16 protein-coding genes and 1 tRNA gene are annotated in these 17,909 nt (G+C 68.4%); 6 read left to right on the top strand and 11 right to left on the bottom strand.

Annotated features, from left to right (window positions below; translation table 11 throughout):
* Positions 1–175: 175 nt before the first annotated feature.
* The 8 genes from SPHPH_RS0116215 to SPHPH_RS0116180 all read right to left on the bottom strand — a co-directional run bounded on the left by SPHPH_RS0116215 (position 176) and on the right by SPHPH_RS0116180 (position 6,751).
* Positions 176–727, bottom strand: a complete 552-nt coding sequence (locus tag SPHPH_RS0116215; protein ID WP_037488731.1) for a hypothetical protein — start codon at positions 725–727, stop codon at positions 176–178.
* 58 nt (positions 728–785) lie between these two features.
* Positions 786–1,046: a hypothetical protein gene (locus SPHPH_RS0116210; RefSeq protein WP_028967638.1), complete on the bottom strand. Its 261-nt coding sequence runs from the start codon at positions 1,044–1,046 to the stop codon at positions 786–788.
* Positions 1,043–1,213 carry a hypothetical protein gene (locus SPHPH_RS21465; protein ID WP_202900673.1) on the bottom strand — a complete coding sequence of 57 codons (171 nt, stop codon included), beginning with the start codon at positions 1,211–1,213 and terminating at the stop codon, positions 1,043–1,045. Before SPHPH_RS21465 ends, SPHPH_RS0116210 begins: the two co-directional genes overlap by 4 nt.
* A 117-nt stretch (positions 1,214–1,330) precedes the next feature.
* Positions 1,331–2,293, bottom strand: a complete 963-nt coding sequence (locus tag SPHPH_RS0116200) for a glycoside hydrolase family 43 protein (protein ID WP_037488729.1) — start codon at positions 2,291–2,293, stop codon at positions 1,331–1,333.
* A gap of 65 nt (positions 2,294–2,358) precedes the next feature.
* On the bottom strand, positions 2,359–2,988 hold the full coding sequence (locus SPHPH_RS0116195) for a LysE family translocator (protein WP_028967636.1): 630 nt from the start codon (positions 2,986–2,988) through the stop codon (positions 2,359–2,361).
* Between the two features lie 3 nt (positions 2,989–2,991).
* Positions 2,992–5,664: a phosphoenolpyruvate carboxylase gene (gene ppc, locus SPHPH_RS0116190; protein ID WP_028967635.1), complete on the bottom strand. Its 2,673-nt coding sequence runs from the start codon at positions 5,662–5,664 to the stop codon at positions 2,992–2,994.
* A 72-nt stretch (positions 5,665–5,736) separates the two neighbouring features.
* On the bottom strand, positions 5,737–6,165 hold the full coding sequence (locus tag SPHPH_RS0116185; protein WP_028967634.1) for an EF-hand domain-containing protein: 429 nt from the start codon (positions 6,163–6,165) through the stop codon (positions 5,737–5,739).
* Positions 6,166–6,181: 16 nt separating this feature from the next.
* On the bottom strand, positions 6,182–6,751 hold the full coding sequence (locus tag SPHPH_RS0116180; RefSeq protein WP_028967633.1) for an HNH endonuclease: 570 nt from the start codon (positions 6,749–6,751) through the stop codon (positions 6,182–6,184).
* Between the two features lie 477 nt (positions 6,752–7,228).
* Here SPHPH_RS0116180 and SPHPH_RS0116175 point away from each other — a divergent pair, with 477 nt between their 5' ends.
* Positions 7,229–9,028 (top strand): aminopeptidase P family protein, encoded by a 1,800-nt coding sequence (locus SPHPH_RS0116175; protein ID WP_028967632.1) that lies wholly within the window; start codon positions 7,229–7,231, stop codon positions 9,026–9,028.
* 10 nt (positions 9,029–9,038) lie between these two features.
* Here the strand turns inward: SPHPH_RS0116175 and SPHPH_RS21705 are convergent, their stop codons facing one another.
* Entirely contained in the window at positions 9,039–9,173 is a 135-nt protein-coding gene (locus SPHPH_RS21705) for a hypothetical protein (RefSeq protein ID WP_272944247.1), read from the bottom strand.
* 87 nt (positions 9,174–9,260) lie between these two features.
* Between SPHPH_RS21705 and SPHPH_RS0116165 the strand changes: the two genes are divergently transcribed.
* Positions 9,261–9,335: transfer RNA gene (locus tag SPHPH_RS0116165), tRNA-Thr, on the top strand.
* A 19-nt stretch (positions 9,336–9,354) separates the two neighbouring features.
* Here the strand turns inward: SPHPH_RS0116165 and SPHPH_RS0116160 are convergent.
* The gene (locus SPHPH_RS0116160) at positions 9,355–10,062 is read right to left on the bottom strand and encodes a SapC family protein (RefSeq protein WP_081668658.1); all 708 of its coding nucleotides are present in this window, start codon (positions 10,060–10,062) and stop codon (positions 9,355–9,357) included.
* Positions 10,059–11,618, bottom strand: a complete 1,560-nt coding sequence (locus SPHPH_RS0116155) for a tryptophan halogenase family protein (RefSeq protein ID WP_028967630.1) — start codon at positions 11,616–11,618, stop codon at positions 10,059–10,061. Before SPHPH_RS0116155 ends, SPHPH_RS0116160 begins: the two co-directional genes overlap by 4 nt.
* Before the next feature lie 119 nt (positions 11,619–11,737).
* Between SPHPH_RS0116155 and SPHPH_RS0116150 the strand changes: the two genes are divergently transcribed.
* From SPHPH_RS0116150 to SPHPH_RS0116135, 4 genes are all read left to right on the top strand, one after another.
* Complete coding sequence (locus SPHPH_RS0116150) at positions 11,738–14,587, top strand: TonB-dependent receptor (RefSeq protein ID WP_028967629.1); 2,850 nt, start codon at positions 11,738–11,740, stop codon at positions 14,585–14,587.
* Between the two features lie 121 nt (positions 14,588–14,708).
* The gene (locus tag SPHPH_RS0116145) at positions 14,709–15,479 is read left to right on the top strand and encodes a response regulator (RefSeq protein WP_028967628.1); all 771 of its coding nucleotides are present in this window, start codon (positions 14,709–14,711) and stop codon (positions 15,477–15,479) included.
* Entirely contained in the window at positions 15,463–16,800 is a 1,338-nt protein-coding gene (locus SPHPH_RS0116140; RefSeq protein WP_051273066.1) for an ATP-binding protein, read from the top strand. The genes SPHPH_RS0116145 and SPHPH_RS0116140 overlap by 17 nt, the downstream gene beginning before the upstream one ends.
* A 137-nt stretch (positions 16,801–16,937) precedes the next feature.
* Positions 16,938–17,837, top strand: a complete 900-nt coding sequence (locus SPHPH_RS0116135) for a dioxygenase family protein (RefSeq protein WP_028967626.1) — start codon at positions 16,938–16,940, stop codon at positions 17,835–17,837.
* The last annotated feature ends 72 nt before the right edge of the window (positions 17,838–17,909 follow it).

The following is a 17,909-nucleotide window of genomic DNA, read 5'->3' as shown; positions in this document are numbered from 1 at the left end:
GGCCGCCAACAACTCCACCTTCGCCTCGCGCTCGACGCGGCGCTGCTCGGTGCGCCGCGACTGCGCCGCCATCTTCAGCCACGCATCCTCTGATCGCTGGCAGCGTTCGCGAACGTTATCCAGCGTGGTTTCCTGCGCATCGCGGCGGTGTTGCGCGGCGATCGCTTCGAAGCGTTCATATTCCTTGATGACCGGCCCCCTTGGCTTGCACGGGCGGCACGCGCACGACCTGCGCCGCCAGTTCGTCGTACAGGTCGCAGACCTCTAGTAACGCTTCACTGCCCAGGTGTATCCGCTCGCCCAACGTAAAGCGCCGCAGCGCCCCGCCGGGCCCGGACCAGCCGACCGTCATATGGCTGCCGCCACGCACATCCGCGCGCCGCGCCGCGCCTTGTGTGTAGCGGAACGTCGCGCGCGCACGCGCCATGCCGTCCAGCCGCTCGACGCCCCATGACGCCTCGGCGCAGAACGTCACCAGCTTGCTGCCGGTGTTGCGCTGGCGCGCCCGTACCGGCCGCCCGGCATGATCCGCCGCGGCGTCGAGCAGGACGTGCAGCAACCGGTCGAGTTCGCCGATCCAGTTGCCGATCACGCGCGAGCGCACCACACGGTCGCGCTCGTCCCAGCATTGGTCCAGCCACGGCTGGCCGATCTGCGTGCGCAGGAACGCGGTCGCGCGCGCCAGCGTCAGCGCGGCCTGGTCGCGCGCCGCCGCGCTCACCGCCATGCGCGCCGCGCCCGACGACGACGCGTCCAGTCGCGCAGCCAGCGGCGCCAGCGCGGCATCACGCCACCTCCGTGCCGGGGCCCAGCGTACGGATCAGCGCCTCGACCCGCGCGCACGATTCGACGCTGTCGCCGGCCAGGTGAAGCGGGGTCGCGCCCAGCCCTTCGTGATCGGCGTTGAGGAACGGCAGCGCCGCCGACGCGCCCAGCCGCTCGATCGCCAGCCGCGTCACCTTGCTCTGCCGCTCGGCCCGGTCGGGATCGTAGCGGACGCGCGCGGCGCGGAATGTGCGCGTCGCGCGCGGCTGTTCGTCGCTCATGCGGCGACGAAGGTCCGGTCGGCGCCCATCTGCGCCTGCACATTGGCGATCTTCGTCGCGTAGCGGCCGGCAAGCTGCACATGTGCCATCCGCGCCTCGCTGCCGCGTGCGGCCGCGGCCATCATCATCGACACCTGATGCCGATGGAAAAGGTAATTGAGGTCCATGCGCTGGCTCCCGAGTGACAAGCGGGAGCGCGGCGTCTCTCAGCCGTCGGTGCTTGTGGGCAATCTACCGACGATAGCGAACCTTAACACGGATCGGCAGCTTAACCTAATCGGCGTTCAGGCCGGGCCCTTCGCCAGCCCGTCGATCAACCGGCGCGGCACGCGCGCCAGCGATCCGTGCCGGGCGCCCTTTGGCATCGACAGTTCCGCGCTGACGTCGCGCCATGTCACGAAGTCGCGCGTCGCCGCCGCGCCCCAGCGACCTTCCAAATAGACGTCCCAGTAACACAGTGTCTCGCCGCGCACCGCCGCGGTCATCGGCCCCTCGACCCACGATTTGGTGAACGGCGCGGAGAGCGTTTCGAACGGCCCGGTCGGCGACGCCGCCGCGACGCTGCGCAGATGCTTGCGCGGCGGGTGCAGCGTCTCGTCCTTGACGATCAGGTGCAGCGCGCCGCCCGGCCCCTGCGCGAAGGTCCCGTCGATCACGCTGAAGCCGGGATCGTACAGCACCTGCGGCGCGCTGAACGTCGCGAAGTCGCGCGTCGTCACATACCACAGGCGATGGTTGTACCCGGTCTCCGACGTCCCTTCGGTCTCCGGGAAGCGCCCCTTCACCGTGCTCGACCAGAACACGACATAATGCCGTGCCTTCGCGTCCCAGATCGCCTCGGGTGCCCAGCAGTTGCGTGTCCCCGGCACCGCCGCCATCACCGGCAGCGCGCGCTGCGGCGACCAGTGGCGCAGGTCGCGGCTGGTGGCGTGACCGATCGTCACCCCCTCCCACGCCGTCGTCCAGACCATATGCCACAGCCCGTCCTGCGTCGCATCGCGGAACAGGAAGGGGTCGCGCATCAGCTTGGCCTCGCCGACCTCGGGGCGCAGATAGCTCGCCCCATCGCCGAGATTGCGGAACGCTAGCCCGTCGTCGCTCGTCGCGAAGCGCAGGCCCGTCGCCTCGTCCTTGCCGGTGCCGAAATAGGCAAAGAGCAGCGGATCGTCGTCCTTCGCCGCCAATGCCGCCGTGGCGAACGGCGCTGCCCCGAGCGCACCAAGGATAATACGGCGATCGAACAGCATCAGCGCACCTATAATCTTATTATTCGCGCCGACCAATGCGACAGATCGACGCCGACCGCAACCGGTCAGCGAGGGCCGCGCATCGCCGCCATTGCGAGGCCGGCGCCCAGCACCGCGCCACCGCCCGCGCGTTGCGTCCAGACGCGCGCGCGCGGGTGCCGCAGCCACCCCGACGCCCGCGATCCGGCGAGCGCGTACATACTGTCGCTAACCCCCGCGATCAGCGTGAAGGTCGCGATCAGCGCCGCCGCCTGCGGCACGAACGCCGCATCCGCGCGGATGAATGGCGCGGCGAAAGCGACGAAGAACAGGATCGTCTTGGGGTGGAAGGTGCCGACAGCGACATTGGTCGCAAACGCCGCGCGCGGGCTCACCGCCCGTCGCGGCGCGTCGTCCGCGCCCGCCGCCGCCCCGCTGCGCACGATCGCCAGCGCGCCGATCGCGATCAGATACGCCGCGCCGATCCACTTGAGGATCGTGAACGCCAGCGCCGACGACGCCAGCACCGCCCCCGCACCCGCCAGCGAGACGGTCATCGCGATCACATTGCCGACCGCCATCCCCGCCACCGAGGCGAGCGCGGTGCGCCGCCCCGAGCTGAACGCGAAGCCGATGATGCTCGCGACCCCCGGCCCCGGGATGATCGCCATCACCACCGACGCGCCCGCAAATACCAGCCACGCGTGCCAGTCCATCTTTTACCCCGAATTGCGCAACGCGGTCGCGATCGCGTTGATCGACAACAGGATGCCCTGCCGCACGCGCTCGTCCTCCTCGCCGGACCGGTGCCGCTTCATCAGCTCGATCTGCAACAGGTTGAGTGGCTCGATATAGGGAAGCCGCAGCCGGATCGACGCGTCGAGCGCCGGATGCTTTTCGAGCAGGTGCGCCTGCCCGGTCACGTCGAGCAACCCGTCATGCGTCTGCTGCCAGCCGTCGCGGATGCGCCCGAACACATGGTCGCGCAACGCCTTGTCCTCGACCAGCCCGGCATAGCGCTCGGCCAGCCCCATGTCGGACTTGGCGAGCACCATCTCCATATTCGCCAGCGTCGCGGCGAACAGCGGCCAGCCCTGCGCCATGTCGCGCAGCAACGCGCGGTCCTCGAAGGCGGCGATCGCCTGCCCGACGCCGTACCAGCCCGGCAGCATCACGCGCGCCTGCGCCCAGCTGAACACCCATGGGATCGCGCGCAGATCCTCGATCGCGTCGGATTGCTTGCGGCTCGCCGGCCGGCTGCCGATCTTGAGCCCCGCGATCTCGGCAATCGGCGTCATCTGGCGGAAGAAGGTGCGGAACCCCTCGGTCTCATAGACCAGCCCGCGATAGGCACGGAACGCATCGCCCGACAGCCGGTCCATCGCCGCCGCAAAGGTCTCGTTATCGCCGTTCGACAACGCCTCGGGCTCGAGGCTCGCGATCAGCGTCGCGGACGCCATCGCCTCCAGATTGGTCGCCGCACTCTCGCGCGTGCCATATTTGCCCGCGATCACCTCACCCTGTTCGGTGATGCGGATGCGCCCCTGCACCGTCCCCGGCGGCTGCGCGCGGATCGCCGCGAAGCTGCTCCCGCCGCCGCGCCCCACCGCGCCGCCGCGCCCGTGGAACAGCTGCATCCCCACACCGACCTTGTCGAACACCGGCTTCAACGCGGTCGACGCCTTCGACAATTGCCAGGTCGAGGTCAAATACCCGCCGTCCTTGTTGCTGTCGGAATAGCCGATCATCACTTCCTGATGCCCGCGCGCCGTGGCGATCGCGCGCACCTCGGGGATCGCGAACCATTCGCTCATGATCGCCGGCGCGGCCTCGAGATCCTCGATCGTCTCGAACAGCGGCACCGCCATGATCGCCGCGCTGGCCGGCGGCCCCGGCCGGTACAGCCCGACTTCCTTGAGCAGCAGATGCACTTCGAGCAGGTCGGACACCGACTTGGTCATCGACACGATATATTGCCGGATCGCCGCCGCGCCGTAGGTGGCATGCGCGTCGGCGGCGGCCTGCACGATCGCCAGCTCGCCCGCGGTCTCCTCCGAATAATCGGCGAAGCGCGTCGTCAGCGGGCGCGGCGTCGCCAGCTCCTGCCGCAGCAGCATCACCCGCGCATCCTCGTCGAGCGCGGCATAATCGTCGCACACGCCCGCGACCCTGAGCATCTCCGCGACGACGCGCTCATGCACCGCGCTGTTCTGGCGCAGGTCGAGCGTCGCGAGGTGGAAGCCGAAAACGTCGACCGCGCGGATCAGCCGCCCGATCGCACCGCCGCTGCCCAGCAGCCCGTCGCCGCCCGCCGACAGCGGCTTGGCGATCGCGATCAGGTCGGCGCGCAACGCCTTGGGATCGGGATAAGGCTCCCCCTTCAACGGCCCCGGCCGCGGCGCCGCGTGCCCGGTCAGCTTCGCATAGGTCGCCGCCGTCCGCGCATAGATCCCCGACAGGGCACGCCGATACGGCTCGTCGCTGCGCGTCTCCGACGCATCGCCGCTCGCATCGGCCAGTGCCTGCACCCCCGCATCGACCGTCGCATGATGCGCCGAGATCGATAGCTCCGCGCCCATCGCGTGCAGCTGTTCGAGATAGAAGCCCAGCACCGCCTGCGCCGCCTTGGCCAGCGCGGTGCGCAGCGAATCGGCGGTGACGAATGGATTGCCATCGCGGTCGCCGCCGATCCAGCTTCCGGGGCGCAGGAACGACGGCACCCGCCCGCCCAGCGCGCGGTCCCAGCGCTGGTAGAGCGCCGGCAGCACCGGCAGGAACACGTCGCGCAGATAGCTCAGCGCGGTTTCGACCTCGTCGACCACGTACAGCCGCTCGCGCCGCAGCACGCGCGTCTGCCACAGCAGCGCCACCTGCCGCACGATCGCCTCGTCGACCAGATCGCCGTCCGGGGTCGTCTCCAGTCCGCGATCGCGCAGCGCCATCAATTGCGCGATGCGATTGCGGTGGTCGATCATGCTCTTGCGCCGCACCTCGGTCGGGTGCGCGGTCAGCACCGGCGCGACCAGCGCCTGTTCGAGCAGCGCGCGGACGCGATCGACGCCGACCCCGGCATCCTTCAACCGCGCCAGCGCCGCCGCGACGTCCGCGCCCTCTTCCGCCGCGATCCCCTGCCGGTCCTCGGCAAGATTGGCGAGCATCGAGAACAGCATGAACCCGCGCACGAAATCGAGCGTCTCGTCCAGATCGAGCGCACCCAGCTCGGCATCCGCCGATGCTTGATGATTGCCGCGATGCCGCTCGACCGACGCCGACCGGATTGCCTCGGTCCGCTCGTACAATGTCTCGCCGCCATAGGCGCGGATCACATCGCCCAGCACGCGGCCGAGATAGCGGACATCGGGATTGTTCGTGATCGGGGGCAGCGTGCTCATGCGGCCTTGCTGCGCTGCCGCAAGAGCCGGGTCAACGATTGTTTGCTGCCCGGACACCTTCGTAGACGATATTTAGTTGCGCGGAGCGGTCGTGTTGGCGGGCTCTTCCGCCGGGGTTGGCAGATCGGCCTCCTTCAGCTCGCGCGCGCGCTCGCGCTCGTCGCTGGTCACGGTGCCGTCGTGGTTGATGTCCTGCCCGTCGAACCGCGTCATCATCCACGCGCTCCATTCCTCGTTCGAGATCGCCCCGTCCTTGTTGCGGTCGATCTCGTCGAAGCGCGACGACAGCCGCTTGGACACTTCGTTGCGCGTCAGCTTGTCGTCGTTGTTGACGTCCAGCCGGCGGAACCGCCGCTCCACCACGCCACCGAAGTCGAGCCGCGACATCACGAACGGCGGCACGTAATTGGACAGCGCCGCCTGTTCCTCGGGCGAGGGTTCCTTGGGCTTCGAACATGCGGCAAGCGCCAGCGCGCCTGCGACCACCACCATCACCCGCATGTCCGTCACGTCTCCCTCAAGCGTCCAGCTCAACATCCCAATAGAGCCAGTCGTGCCACGTCTCATGCAGATAATTGGGCGGAAAGCGACGGCCATGTTCCTGCAATTGCCAGCTGGTCGGGCGGATCGGCTCGATCGGCAGCGGCATCCCCGCCTGTTTCGGCGTCCGCCCGCCCTTCTTCAGATTGCAGGGGGCGCAGGCGGTGACGACATTCTCCCATGTCGTCCGCCCGCCCTGCGCGCGCGGCACGACGTGATCGAACGTCAGGTCGCGGACGTGGCTGCCGCAATATTGGCAGGCGAAGGTATCGCGCAGGAACAGGTTGAACCGCGTGAACGCCGGAAACTGCGACTGCTTCACGAACTGCCGCAACGCGATGACCGAGGGCAGCCGCATCGTCAGATTGGGGCTGTGCACCTCGCGTTCGTAATGCGCGACGATATCGACGCGCTCGAGGAACACCGCCTTCACCGCGGTCTGCCACGGCCAGATGCTCAGCGGATAATAGGACAGCGGCGTGTAATCGGCATTGAGCACCAGGGTCGGACAGGAGTCCGGGTGCCGCATCAGGTCGGGATGGAACACGTCAGAACGTCCCCCTTACCTCGCTTGGTCGTGCCGCGTGCTTTCGCGCCCGGGCATGACGCCATGATGACAGCACGCGCGAGCCGCTTCAAGAGTCAGCGGGATGGAGGCGTTTGCGGGGCGTCCGCACCCCTCTGTCACCCCACCTCAAGTCCGGGATGACGAAGAAAGAGCCGTCGCCCCTGCGAAGGCAGGGGCCCATGTCTGTGGCGTACCGCGAAGGACCCGACACAAGGCCCGACGCGCCTGTGTCAAACAGCCCGACGCACGACACAGAAATAGGCCCCTGCCTCCGCAGGGGCGACGAATGTTCCAACGCTTCCCTCCCCTCTCCGTCATTCCCGCGAAGGCGGGCATCCAGAACCCCTGACGTCTCGCCCCTTGCGAGCACCTGGGCGTCTGGATTCCCGCCTTCGCGGGAATGACGGAATGATCGCAGGCGTGACTACACCCCAATGCTATGCCACCTGTCCCCCCATGACGACCCACACCGACCGCCTCGCCGCGCTGCGCGCGCAGCTTGCCGCCGCCGCCCTCGACGGCTTCATCGTGCCGCTGACCGACGAGCATATGAGCGAATATGTCGGCAGCTATGCGCAGCGCCTTGCCTGGCTCACCGGCTTCGGCGGCTCGGCGGGCAGCGCGGTCGTGCTCGCGGAGCGCGCCGCGATCTTCACCGACGGGCGCTACACGATCCAGGTCCGCGAACAGGTCGATCCCGCCGACTGGGACTATGTCGGCGTGCCCGAGGAAAGCATCGCCGGCTGGCTCGCCGACCACGCCCCCGCCGGCGCGCGGATCGGCTACGACCCGTGGCTCCATCCGCGCGGCGCGATCGACGAATGGCGCACCGCGCTGGCCGACCGGAACGTGACGCTGGTCGCGGTCGACGCCAATCCGGTCGATGCGATCTGGCACGACCGCCCCGCCCCCTCGCCCGCGCCGCTGATCGTCCAGCCCGAGGCGCTGGCCGGCGTCTCCTCCGCGACCAAGCGCGCCGAGGTCGCCGATTGGCTCTCCGCCGAACACGCCGATGCGTTCGTCGTCGCCGCGCTCGATTCGATCGCCTGGCTGTTCAACGTCCGCGGCGCCGACGTCGATCGCACGCCCGTCGCGCTCTCCTATGCGATCGTCCATGCCGACGGCACCGCCGATCTGTTCGTCGCGCCCGAAAAGGTCGGCGCCGCGGTGCGCGAGCATCTCGGCAATGCCGTGCGGCTCCACGATCGCGCCGCGTTCGCCGCGGCGCTCCGCGACTTCGCTGGCAAGACGGTTGCGATCGACCCGGCGCTGACCGTCGCGGCGATCTTCGACGCGGTCGAGGCCGGTGGCGGGAGGACGCTGGCGCGCCGCGACCCGACCGTCGTGCCGCGCGCGTGCAAGAACCCGGTCGAGATCGCCGGCCACCGCGCCGCCTCGCTCCGCGACGGCGCAGCGGTCACGCGCTTCCTGCGCTGGATCGCCGACGCCGCGCCGCGCGGCGGGCAGACCGAATTGTCCGCGGCGGCGCAGCTGCTCCGCTTCCGCGAGGACACCGGCGTGCTGCGCGACCTGTCGTTCGACACGATCAGCGCCACCGGCCCGAACGGCGCGTTGCCGCATTATCACGTCACCGAGGAATCGAACCGCGCGATCGAACCCGGCCAGCTCTACCTGATCGACTCCGGCGGCCAGTATGACGACGGCACCACCGACCTGACCCGCGTCGTGCCCGTCGGCCCGCCGACGCCCGAGATGCGCGACCGCTACACGCGCGTGCTGAAGGGGCATATCGCGCTCGCCACCGCGGTCTTTCCGCACGGCACCACCGGCGCGCAGCTCGACGCACTCGCCCGCGGCCCCTTGTGGCAGGCCGGGCTCGATTATGCGCACGGCACCGGCCACGGTGTCGGCAGCTTCCTGTCGGTCCACGAAGGCCCGGCGCGGATCGCCAAGCCCGGCTATCCCGGCGCCGGCCCGTCCGAGCCGCTGCGGGCGGGCATGATCCTCTCCAACGAGCCCGGCTATTACAAGGCCGGCGAATACGGGATCCGCATCGAGAATTTGCTGCTGGTCGTCCCGCGCATGATCGCGGGTGGCGAGGCGGAGATGCTGGCGTTCGAAACGCTGACTCTGGCACCGCTTGATACCGACCTGATCGATACGGGGCTATTATCGGCGTCGGAGCGGCACTGGGTCGACGATTACCATGCTATTGTGGCCCGCGAACTGGCACCGTTGCTCGACGAAGCGGACCGCAAGTGGCTCGAATCGCGCTGCTTGCCGCTCCCGGCGTGACCGGGCGCGCTCAGGGCCGCTCCTTTTCCCCGCCACTTGCGTCCGAAACCGGCTCGGGCTGCCCCCGCGCCTGCTCCTTGCGCCGCCGCAGATTGGCCCTGAGTTGCGCGGCCAGCCGCGCGGCGCGTTCGTCCTGATCGCTCATCGCAAATATCGCTACCGCCACCGAACGCGCTTGACAACGCCGCCCGTCTCGGCTCTTAGGCCCGCTCCCGCGGACGACGTGGGAAGTGCTGCCGTAGCTCAGTGGTAGAGCGCATCCTTGGTAAGGCTGAGGTCGTGAGTTCAATCCTCACCGGCAGCACCATTTTCTCCTGACCGTCCCGTCAGTCGGCGATCCCCAGCCCGATCGCCGCAATCTGCCGTGAAAACCGCGCGTTATGCAGCTGTCGCAATCGCTCGACCTGCGCCAGCGACGCCGTCAGCACCGCTGCGGGGGCGAGTTCGTCGGCGCGGTGCATCGCCACGACATCCGCATCCGCCAGTTCGGCCAGCGCGGCTTCGGCAACCCCGTACAGCCCGTCGAGCACCTGCTCCTGCCCGTCGGCCATCGTCAGCGTCACCGACAGCGGCCGCAGCACCCCGCGCCGCGCATAGCTGTCGGCCAGCGCGCGCCCGGCGGTGACGTCGGCCAATGCCGCCTCCAGCGCACGCCGCCACCGCTTGGCGCGTCCGCCCTCGAACAACGCCTCCCCCGCTGTGCCCAGCGACGCATCCGCCTCGTCCACCGCCAACCCGTCCGCGCCCTCCGGGTCGAGCCGCAGCGCGGTCAGCCCGGCGGCCTGCGGCTGGCTCGTGGCGTGATAGCCGGCTGGCGAGACGAAGAGGTTCACCGGCTCCACCAACCCCACCAGAGCGACCAGTTCGAAGTGCCCGGTCTGCCCATCCTTCGCCAGCAGCACCGGCATGTCCGCCGCCGCCAGCGCGATCTCGCCCCGGCCGACCGGCACCAGCCGCCGCTCCGCCGCGCCGCGCGCCTTGTCGAGCCGCAACGCGCCGTGCCGCGCCGGGTCGAGCGCCCGCAACCGCGTCATACCGCCTGCAGCCCGTGCTCGCGCACCGCGCGCAGCAGGTCGCGATGTTTCGGCAGCCGCTGCATCGCATCGGCGCGCATCCGCTCGTTGCGCGCCAGCCAGCGCTGCGCCAAGGCGGCCTCAGGCGAGGCCGCGGGGCGCGCGTAAGTGGTCGGATAGTTCATGCCGTTCAGCACATATTGATAGCTCGGCCAGCCGAACACCTCACGCGCATGATCGAAATCGACCGCGGCGGGCGGATGGTCGCGCCACAGCGCCAGCCGCTCCGCCAGCCCGTCGGGCCAGGTCTTCGGATCGGCATGGTCGCGCCAGAACGCGGTGTCGGTGCGCCGCGTGATCGCATAATGCAGCTTCAGGAACTCGATGATTCGCGCCCAGTGATGCGTGAAGGCGGCATTGAACTGGCGCGCGGCGGTGTCGATCGCGCCGCGCGTGCGCGGCAGGCGATCGGCGATCGCGTCCATAGACGCCTCGATCAGCATCAGCGCCGACGCCTCGAGCGGCTCGACGAACCCCGCCGACAGCCCCACCGCGACGCAATTGTTCTGCCAAAAGCGCTCGCGATGCCCGGCCTCGATGCGCAACTTGCGCGCCGACAGCTTCTCCGCCGCCGGCCCGATATAGCGGCGCAGCGTCGCCTCGGCGTCGTCGTCGCTCTGGTGCGCGCTGCTATAGACATGGCCGATCCCGCGCCGCGTCCACAGCCCGATGTCCCAGATCCACCCCGACCCTTGCGCGGTGGCGACCGTGTGGCACGTCACCGGATCGTCGGGATCATCATAGGGCACCTGCATCGCGATCGCCCGGTCGGCGAACATGACATCCGCGCACGACCGGAACGGCACGTCGTACACGCCGCCGATCAGCAGCGCCGCAAAGCCCGAACAATCGATGAACAGGTCACCTTCGATCGTGCGCCCGTCGGCCAGCACCACGCCTGCGATATCTCCGTTATCCGCCATGCCGGCACGCACGATGTCGCCGACGACATGCTCCACCCCCAGCGCCTGCGTGGCATGTTCCTGGAGCAGCGCGGCGAACTTCCCGGCGTCGAGGTGATAGGCGTAATTCGCTTGGCCCGCATATTCGGGCATCGTAATCGCCTTGGGCGCCAGCCCCGCGTCACAGAGTGACGCCTGGAAATCGACCCATTCGGCGAAGTCGGCGCCACCGGGGGTTTGCTGCCAATATGGCGCCAGATCGACGTCGGTCGCCCCCGCGGGCGGATTCAGCGGATGATAATAGCCGTCGCCCGGCGTTCCGTCCGCCCAGCCGACGAAGCGCGCGCCCTGCTTGAATGCCGCGTCGCAGCCGCGCACGAAGTGCGTCTCGGAAATGCCGATCTTGGCGAGCGTGTTGCGCATCGTCGGCCAGGTGCCCTCGCCGACCCCGACCGTCGGCACCGTCGCGGATTCGACCAGCGTCACCGCCACGTCGCTGCCACCGCGTCGCGCGGCGGCGGCAAGCCGGCAGGCCGAAATCCACCCCGCAGAACCGCCCCCGACTACCACGACCCGTCGCACCGGACGGTCGCAGCCTTCGGCAGTGTTGCTCATTTCCCTCTCCCCGCGGCTAAACCCGCAAACGTTTGACGGCCATATTGCCGGTGTCTGATAATATTACTAGAGGTGGCTACGAACCCGCAGATCCAAGGCGGGCATATGGGAGGATAAGGATGACGTCTCGGTACCGGCATGCCCGTGGCTTTCGCCATATCACGGCGGGTATGGGCTGCGCCATCGGCGCATTGATCGTCGCCACCCCGGCACTCGCGCAGGAAAGCGCGCCGCCGCAGGGCACCGGCATCGCGACGTCCAGCGAGACCGCCGCCGACGACATCGTGGTCACCGGCATCCGCGCCAGCATCGCCACCTCAGCCGCGCAGAAGCGTGACTCCTCGGGCATCCTCGACGCGATCTCCTCGGAGGATCTCGGCAAGTTCCCCGACGCCAACGTCGCTGAATCGCTGCAGCGCATCCCGGGCGTCGCGATCGACCGCAACAACGGCGAAGGCCAATCGGTCACTGTTCGCGGCCTGGGTCCGCAGTTCAACACCGTGTTGTTCAACGGCCGCAGCTTCGCCTCGGACAATTTCAACCGTTCGTTCTCGTTCGACCTGATCCCGGCGGAGCTGATCAGCGGTGCGCAGGTCTACAAGAGTGCGCAGGCGCCGTTGCAGAGCGGCGGAATCGGCGCGACGATCAACATCCAGACCCCGCGCCCGCTCGACCTGAAGGGTTTCAAGGGCATCGTCACCGCCAAGGCGCTGTACGAGAAGAACAGCGAGAAGTTCACCCCGCAGCTGTTCGGGCTGTTGAGCGACACGTTTGCCGACGGGCGCCTCGGCCTGCTCGGCTCGATCTCGTACCAGAAGCGTATCGCCTCGGTCGATTCGGTCAGCAACGGTGGCTATCTGCCGAATACGACCGTTGGTCCGAACAGCAAGCCGCTGTTCACCAACGTCTACGCGCCGCGGAACCAGGATGTCGGCAATGCGCGCGACGTCCGCACCCGCCTGGGCGCAACGCTGGTCGCGCAATATGAGGCCAGCGACACGCTGACCTTCACGGTGGACGGCCTTTACAACAAGTTCAAGAGTGACTCGACGACGCGCGCGCTGGGCAGCTGGTTCGAGCCGTCGAGCTACACCGCGGCAACGATCGACTCGAACCGCACGATCACCTCGCTGACCACCAACGGCAATGCCGACTTCATCTCGTCGGGCGCAGTCCGCGAAACGACGACGTGGGAAGCCGGCGGCAATGTCGAGTGGAAGCCCACCGATCAATTCAAGATGACGCTGGACGCCACCTGGTCGCGCGCGAAGAACGCCGGTGGCGGCAAGTCGTATTTCGCAGTGATCGGTTCGCCGTCGACCTACAGTTTTCAGCAGGCGGAAAACGGCGGGATCGGCTCGACCTCCGGTTACGGGACGGGCGTGCTGACCAACCCGGCGCTCGGCCGCACGCACATCGCCGGCGTTAACGGGAACGACATCACCGAGAAGGTGACGGAATATCGCTGGAACAACGAGTTCAAGCCGGTGGATGGTGTCCTCAAGGCGTTCCGCTTCGGCCTGGCGCGCACCACGCGTGACAAGAACAACGTGCCGATCACCTCGGCGGACGACGTCGGCTGCGTCTATTGCGGTTATCCGACGCTGGCCGATCCGTCGTTGCTGTCGTCGTTCACGATGAACTCGCTCGGCGCGAAGAGCGGATCGGTGCCGCTCACCTTCCTGACGTTCGATCCGCGCGCCTATCTGAACTTCCTGACCAGCGCGGCCGCTACCTCTGCGCTCGATACGGCGCAGAAGCTCGCGCCCGGCACGACCGCCGCACGCTATGCGCGGGCCAATGGCTATGCGGCGACGCCGCAGCCGTCGGCACGCGTCAAGGAGACGGTCTACGCCAGCTATGCCGACATCGATCTCGAATCGAACATTGGCAGCATGCCGTTGTTCGTTAACGTAGGCGCCCGCTACGAATATACCGAGCTCAGCTCGTTCGGGCAGCAGCGGCAGCTGGTCGATCTGACGCCGACCGGCGGTAACCCGCCGACCGATCCGACGATCTATGTCGGGGTGTTCAACAGCACGTCCGGTCTGCCGGTGTCGCGTCAGTCGTCGTACAGCAACTTCCTGCCCAACGCGAACGTCCGCCTGAACCTGACGCCGAAGCTGCAGGCGCGCGTGGCGGCCTATCAGACGCTGACCCGCCCGGCGATCGGCGATCTCGCGCCCACCTTCAACACGGAGACGCTGCGCCCGGCGACGCTGAGCGCCAGCGGCGGCAATACCGAGCTGAAGCCATATCGGGCCAATAACGCCGATCTGTCGGTCGAATGGTATCCCACCCGTACGACGACGCTGTCGGCCGCAGTCTTCTACAAGAAGATCAGCGACTTCATCGTCCAGAGCTTCGCGATCGAACGCCTTCCGATCCTCAACGCGGGTAACGCGCAGGGCGTGCGGCTCCCGGCGGGCGGTCTGATCTCGCAGGTCGGCGGGCAGTTCTTCGGCGAATTCAGCGTGCGGCGTCCGCGCAACGCGCAGTCGCTGGAGATCAAGGGCCTCGAGCTGAACCTGGTGCATACGTTTGACTGGTTGCCGGGCGTCCTGAGTGGCCTCGGCGTTCAAGCCAACGCGACCTTCGTCAGCACCAACCGCGATTTCGACGTCAACCAAATCGGTCAGTCGTTCGCCGCCGAAGGGATCGGCAATTCGCAGAACGGCACGGTGTTCTACGAAAAGTACGGCATCTCGGCCCGCGTCGCCTACAACCGTCGCGAACGCTTCCTGCGCCAGCTGGCGGGCGGTTCGGGCAACGAGCCGATCTTCGTGCGCGATTACGGGCAGTTCGACGGCAGCGTCGCGGTCAATGTCACGCCGGCGGTGCAGGTGTTCGTCGAAGGCACCAATCTGTTCAACGCCAAGTATTTCACCACCGGCCGCTTCGACAACCAGCTGCTGACGTACCAGAACTTCGGCCCCCGCTACGACGCGGGCGTCCGCTTCTCGTTCTGATCGCCTGCGGGTGGCAGCACATGCCGCCACCCGCTTTCTTTTTGGCGCCCTGGGCGCGCCATACTTCGCTTTGTTGCAACCGTGAAACGCGCGCGATACGTCGGCAGGCGATGTGCGCGTCATGCTCCAGTCCTGCCTCGATGCCGGTGACCTGATGGACCGCGCCGCGCGATTGTTGATCGTCGACGACGATCCCGACATCCGCGAACTGACCGCCGACTTCCTCGTCCGCCACGGCTATACCGTCGACGTCGCGCAGGACGGCGCGGAGATGCGCCGCGCGATGTCGACGCAGGATTATGCGCTGATCGTTCTCGACGTGATGATGCCCGGCGAGGATGGCCTGACGCTGTTGCGCGGGCTCGACCGTTCCAGGCCGCCCGCGGTCATCATCATGTCGGTGATCGGCGAGGAGGTCGACCGGATCGTCGGGCTGGAGATGGGCGCCGACGATTATATCGCCAAGCCCGCCAACCCGCGCGAATTGCTTGCCCGGATCCGCTCGGTGCTCCGCCGGGCTGCAGCCATCACGCCGGACGCCAATGTCCGCCAGTCGGCGATGATCCGCCCGTGGCAGCATTTCCAGGGCTGGCGGCTCGACCCGATCGGGCGGCAATTGCTCGATCCCGACGAGGTGGTCATCAACCTGTCGGATGGCGAGTTCCGGCTGCTGATGACCTTCGTCGATCATCCGCGCCGCGTGCTGACGCGCGATTTCCTGCTCGACCACGCACGCGGCCCCACCGCCGAACATTTCGACCGTGCGATCGACGTGCAGGTCAGCCGGCTGCGGCGCAAGCTGGCGCGCAGCGACGGGCGCGGCGGCGACGAGCTGATCCGCACCGTCCGCAACGAAGGCTATATGTTCGCCGCCGATGTCGCGCAGCGCTGACCGCAGCCGGCCGCTCGCCCGGCCGATCTTCGTGCTGGTGGTCGTGTCGGTGCTGGTCACCGCCGTCATCTCGTTCACGGTTACCTTCTCGGGCCCGCCGCCGTTCGAGCCGCCGCGCAGCCTGACCGGGGTCGCGCGCGCGCTAAAGGGCGAACGGCCGCCGTTCGGCTTCGGCGGAATGCCGCCCGGCGCGGGTGATCGCGGGATGACGTCGGGCGCCTTTCGCCACGGCCCCGTCCCGCTCCACCGTCAGCGGCTTGCCACGCCGCCCGGCCCGCGCCCGGACGAACGCCCCGACCCTGATGCCACGACGCGGCTCGCCGCCACGCTGCGCGTCCCCGTCGCCGACGTGCGCGCCTTCACCCAGCCCGGCCGCAGCGAGGGCGAGGCGTTCTCGGGCGACTGGACGTTCGGCTGGCGGCAGGACGGCAGCTGGTGGGTGGTCCGCAGCCAGCAGCCGCCGTGGCTGACGCGCTGGCACGTCCGCACGTTGCTGGCGCTGCTCGCCGCCATCCTGCTGCTGTCGATCCCCGGCTGGTGGCTGGCGCGCGCGATCACCCGGCCGTTGCGACAGCTCGCCGCCGCCGCCGATCGCGCCGGCACCGGTGCCCCGCTCCCCGAACTGCCCGGCGGCTCGCGCGAAATCCGCGACCTCGCGCGCGCGGTGTCGACGATGCACGCCCGGCTGGCCAGCCATGCCGAGGCGCGCACCGCGATGCTCGCCGGGATCGCGCACGATCTCGGCACCCCGCTCGCCCGCCTCGCGTTTCGCGTCGAGGGGCTGCCCGAGGCAGCGCGCGCGAAGGCCGCCGCCGATATCGAGGAGATGCGCGCGATGATCGGCGCGACCCTCGTCTTTGCGCGCGACGATGCCGCCGCCACGATGATGGTGCGGCTCGATCTCGCCAGCCTGATCGACAGCCTCGTCTACGACCTCAAGGACATCGGCGCGCCGGTCGAGTCCGCTGGCGGCCCGCGTGCGATCGTGCGCGGCGACAGCGGCGCGCTGCGCCGGCTGTTCGCCAATCTGGTCGAGAATGCGATGCGCTACGGTGAGCGCGCGACGGTTGGCTGGACGGTCGACGACGGACGCGTGACGATCACGATCGACGACATCGGGCCGGGGATCGATCCGGCGCTCGCCGAACGCTTGTTCCAGCCGTTCGTGCGCGGCGATCCGTCGCGCAACCGCATGACCGGCGGCACCGGGCTCGGCCTCGCGATCGTCCGCACGATCGCCACCGCGCACGGCGGCGCGGTGACGCTCGGCAACGGCGAAACGGGGGCGCAGGCGCGCGTGGTGCTACCATTGTCGGCGTAATTGCCCGGTAAAAATCGCAACGTCCGCCAAAACCCTGCCGCTTTGCAACACCCTGCAACAAGGTTGCAGCGCCCCGACATATCGACGTGAACAAGTGCCGGCAAACGGCTCCGCAGCAAAGCGGGAGCCACTCGACCATGACCGATCACGACCATTCACACGGCCACAGCTTGGCCGAAGACCTGCAGCGGATCGACGCGCTGATGGCGCGCCGCCGTGCACTCAAATGGTTCGCGGGCGCGGGCACCGTCGCCTTCCTCACCGGCTGCGGCGGCAGCGACGCCGCCAGCACCGACACCACGACGCCGACCACCGCGACGCCGACGCCCACGCCGACCGCGACACCCACCCCCACGCCGACCAGCACCACCGCGACCGGCACCTGCATCGCCGATCCGCAAGAAACCGGTGGCCCCTATCCCGCGGACGGCACCAACACCGCATCGGGGTCGACCAGCAACGTGCTGACCAGCACCGGCATCGTCCGCTCGGACATCCGTGCCAGCTTCCTGACGACCACCACCGTCGCGACCGGGATCGCGATGACGTTCACCATCACCGTCGTGAACGTGAACGCCACCTGCGCACCGCTCGCCGGCTATGCGGTGTATCTGTGGCATTGCGACCGCAGCGGCAATTACTCGCTCTACAGCGCACCGGGCGAAAGCTATTTGCGCGGCGTTCAGGTCACCGATGCCAATGGACAGGTCACCTTCACCACGATCTTCCCCGGTTGCTATGACGGGCGCTGGCCGCACATGCATTTCGAGGTGTTCTCGACACTCTCGAACGCGCTGGGCGGCCGCTACGCGATCCTGACCAGCCAGTTCGCGATGCCGGCCGGCAGCTGCACCACCGCCTATGCGGATACGACGACCTATCCGTCGAGCCAGTCGAACTTCGCGCGCGTCGCCTTGTCGAGCGACAACGTCTTCGGTGACAACACCACCGCGCAACTCGCGCAGATGACGCCCACGATCACCGGCAGCCCGTCTACCGGCTTCACCGCGACCGCGGTGATCGGCGTCGCGCGGTAGGTTATTGCTCTCGTCGCCCCGGACTTGATCCGGGGCCCCGCTTCTCCTTCGACCCGGAGGTACGAAGCGGGA

Origin of the sequence: Sphingomonas phyllosphaerae FA2, assembly GCF_000427645.1 — a bacterium.
GTDB classification, from domain to species: domain Bacteria; phylum Pseudomonadota; class Alphaproteobacteria; order Sphingomonadales; family Sphingomonadaceae; genus Sphingomonas; species Sphingomonas phyllosphaerae.
Note: the sequence above shows the minus strand (reverse complement) of the source record. Positions and strands in the feature narration are given on the sequence as shown.

Coding starts and splice junctions, on each gene's coding strand:
- SPHPH_RS0116215 (WP_037488731.1), bottom strand. CDS start 727: ATGGCGGTGAGCGCGGCGGCGCGCGACCAGGCCGCGCTGACGCTGGCG.
- SPHPH_RS0116210 (WP_028967638.1), bottom strand. CDS start 1,046: ATGAGCGACGAACAGCCGCGCGCGACGCGCACATTCCGCGCCGCGCGC.
- SPHPH_RS21465 (WP_202900673.1), bottom strand. CDS start 1,213: ATGGACCTCAATTACCTTTTCCATCGGCATCAGGTGTCGATGATGATG.
- SPHPH_RS0116200 (WP_037488729.1), bottom strand. CDS start 2,293: ATGCTGTTCGATCGCCGTATTATCCTTGGTGCGCTCGGGGCAGCGCCG.
- SPHPH_RS0116195 (WP_028967636.1), bottom strand. CDS start 2,988: ATGGACTGGCACGCGTGGCTGGTATTTGCGGGCGCGTCGGTGGTGATG.
- ppc (WP_028967635.1), bottom strand. CDS start 5,664: ATGAGCACGCTGCCCCCGATCACGAACAATCCCGATGTCCGCTATCTC.
- SPHPH_RS0116185 (WP_028967634.1), bottom strand. CDS start 6,165: ATGCGGGTGATGGTGGTGGTCGCAGGCGCGCTGGCGCTTGCCGCATGT.
- SPHPH_RS0116175 (WP_028967632.1), top strand. CDS start 7,229: ATGACGACCCACACCGACCGCCTCGCCGCGCTGCGCGCGCAGCTTGCC.
- SPHPH_RS21705 (WP_272944247.1), bottom strand. CDS start 9,173: ATGAGCGATCAGGACGAACGCGCCGCGCGGCTGGCCGCGCAACTCAGG.
- SPHPH_RS0116160 (WP_081668658.1), bottom strand. CDS start 10,062: ATGACGCGGTTGCGGGCGCTCGACCCGGCGCGGCACGGCGCGTTGCGG.
- SPHPH_RS0116155 (WP_028967630.1), bottom strand. CDS start 11,618: ATGAGCAACACTGCCGAAGGCTGCGACCGTCCGGTGCGACGGGTCGTG.
- SPHPH_RS0116150 (WP_028967629.1), top strand. CDS start 11,738: ATGACGTCTCGGTACCGGCATGCCCGTGGCTTTCGCCATATCACGGCG.
- SPHPH_RS0116145 (WP_028967628.1), top strand. CDS start 14,709: ATGCTCCAGTCCTGCCTCGATGCCGGTGACCTGATGGACCGCGCCGCG.
- SPHPH_RS0116140 (WP_051273066.1), top strand. CDS start 15,463: ATGTCGCGCAGCGCTGACCGCAGCCGGCCGCTCGCCCGGCCGATCTTC.
- SPHPH_RS0116135 (WP_028967626.1), top strand. CDS start 16,938: ATGACCGATCACGACCATTCACACGGCCACAGCTTGGCCGAAGACCTG.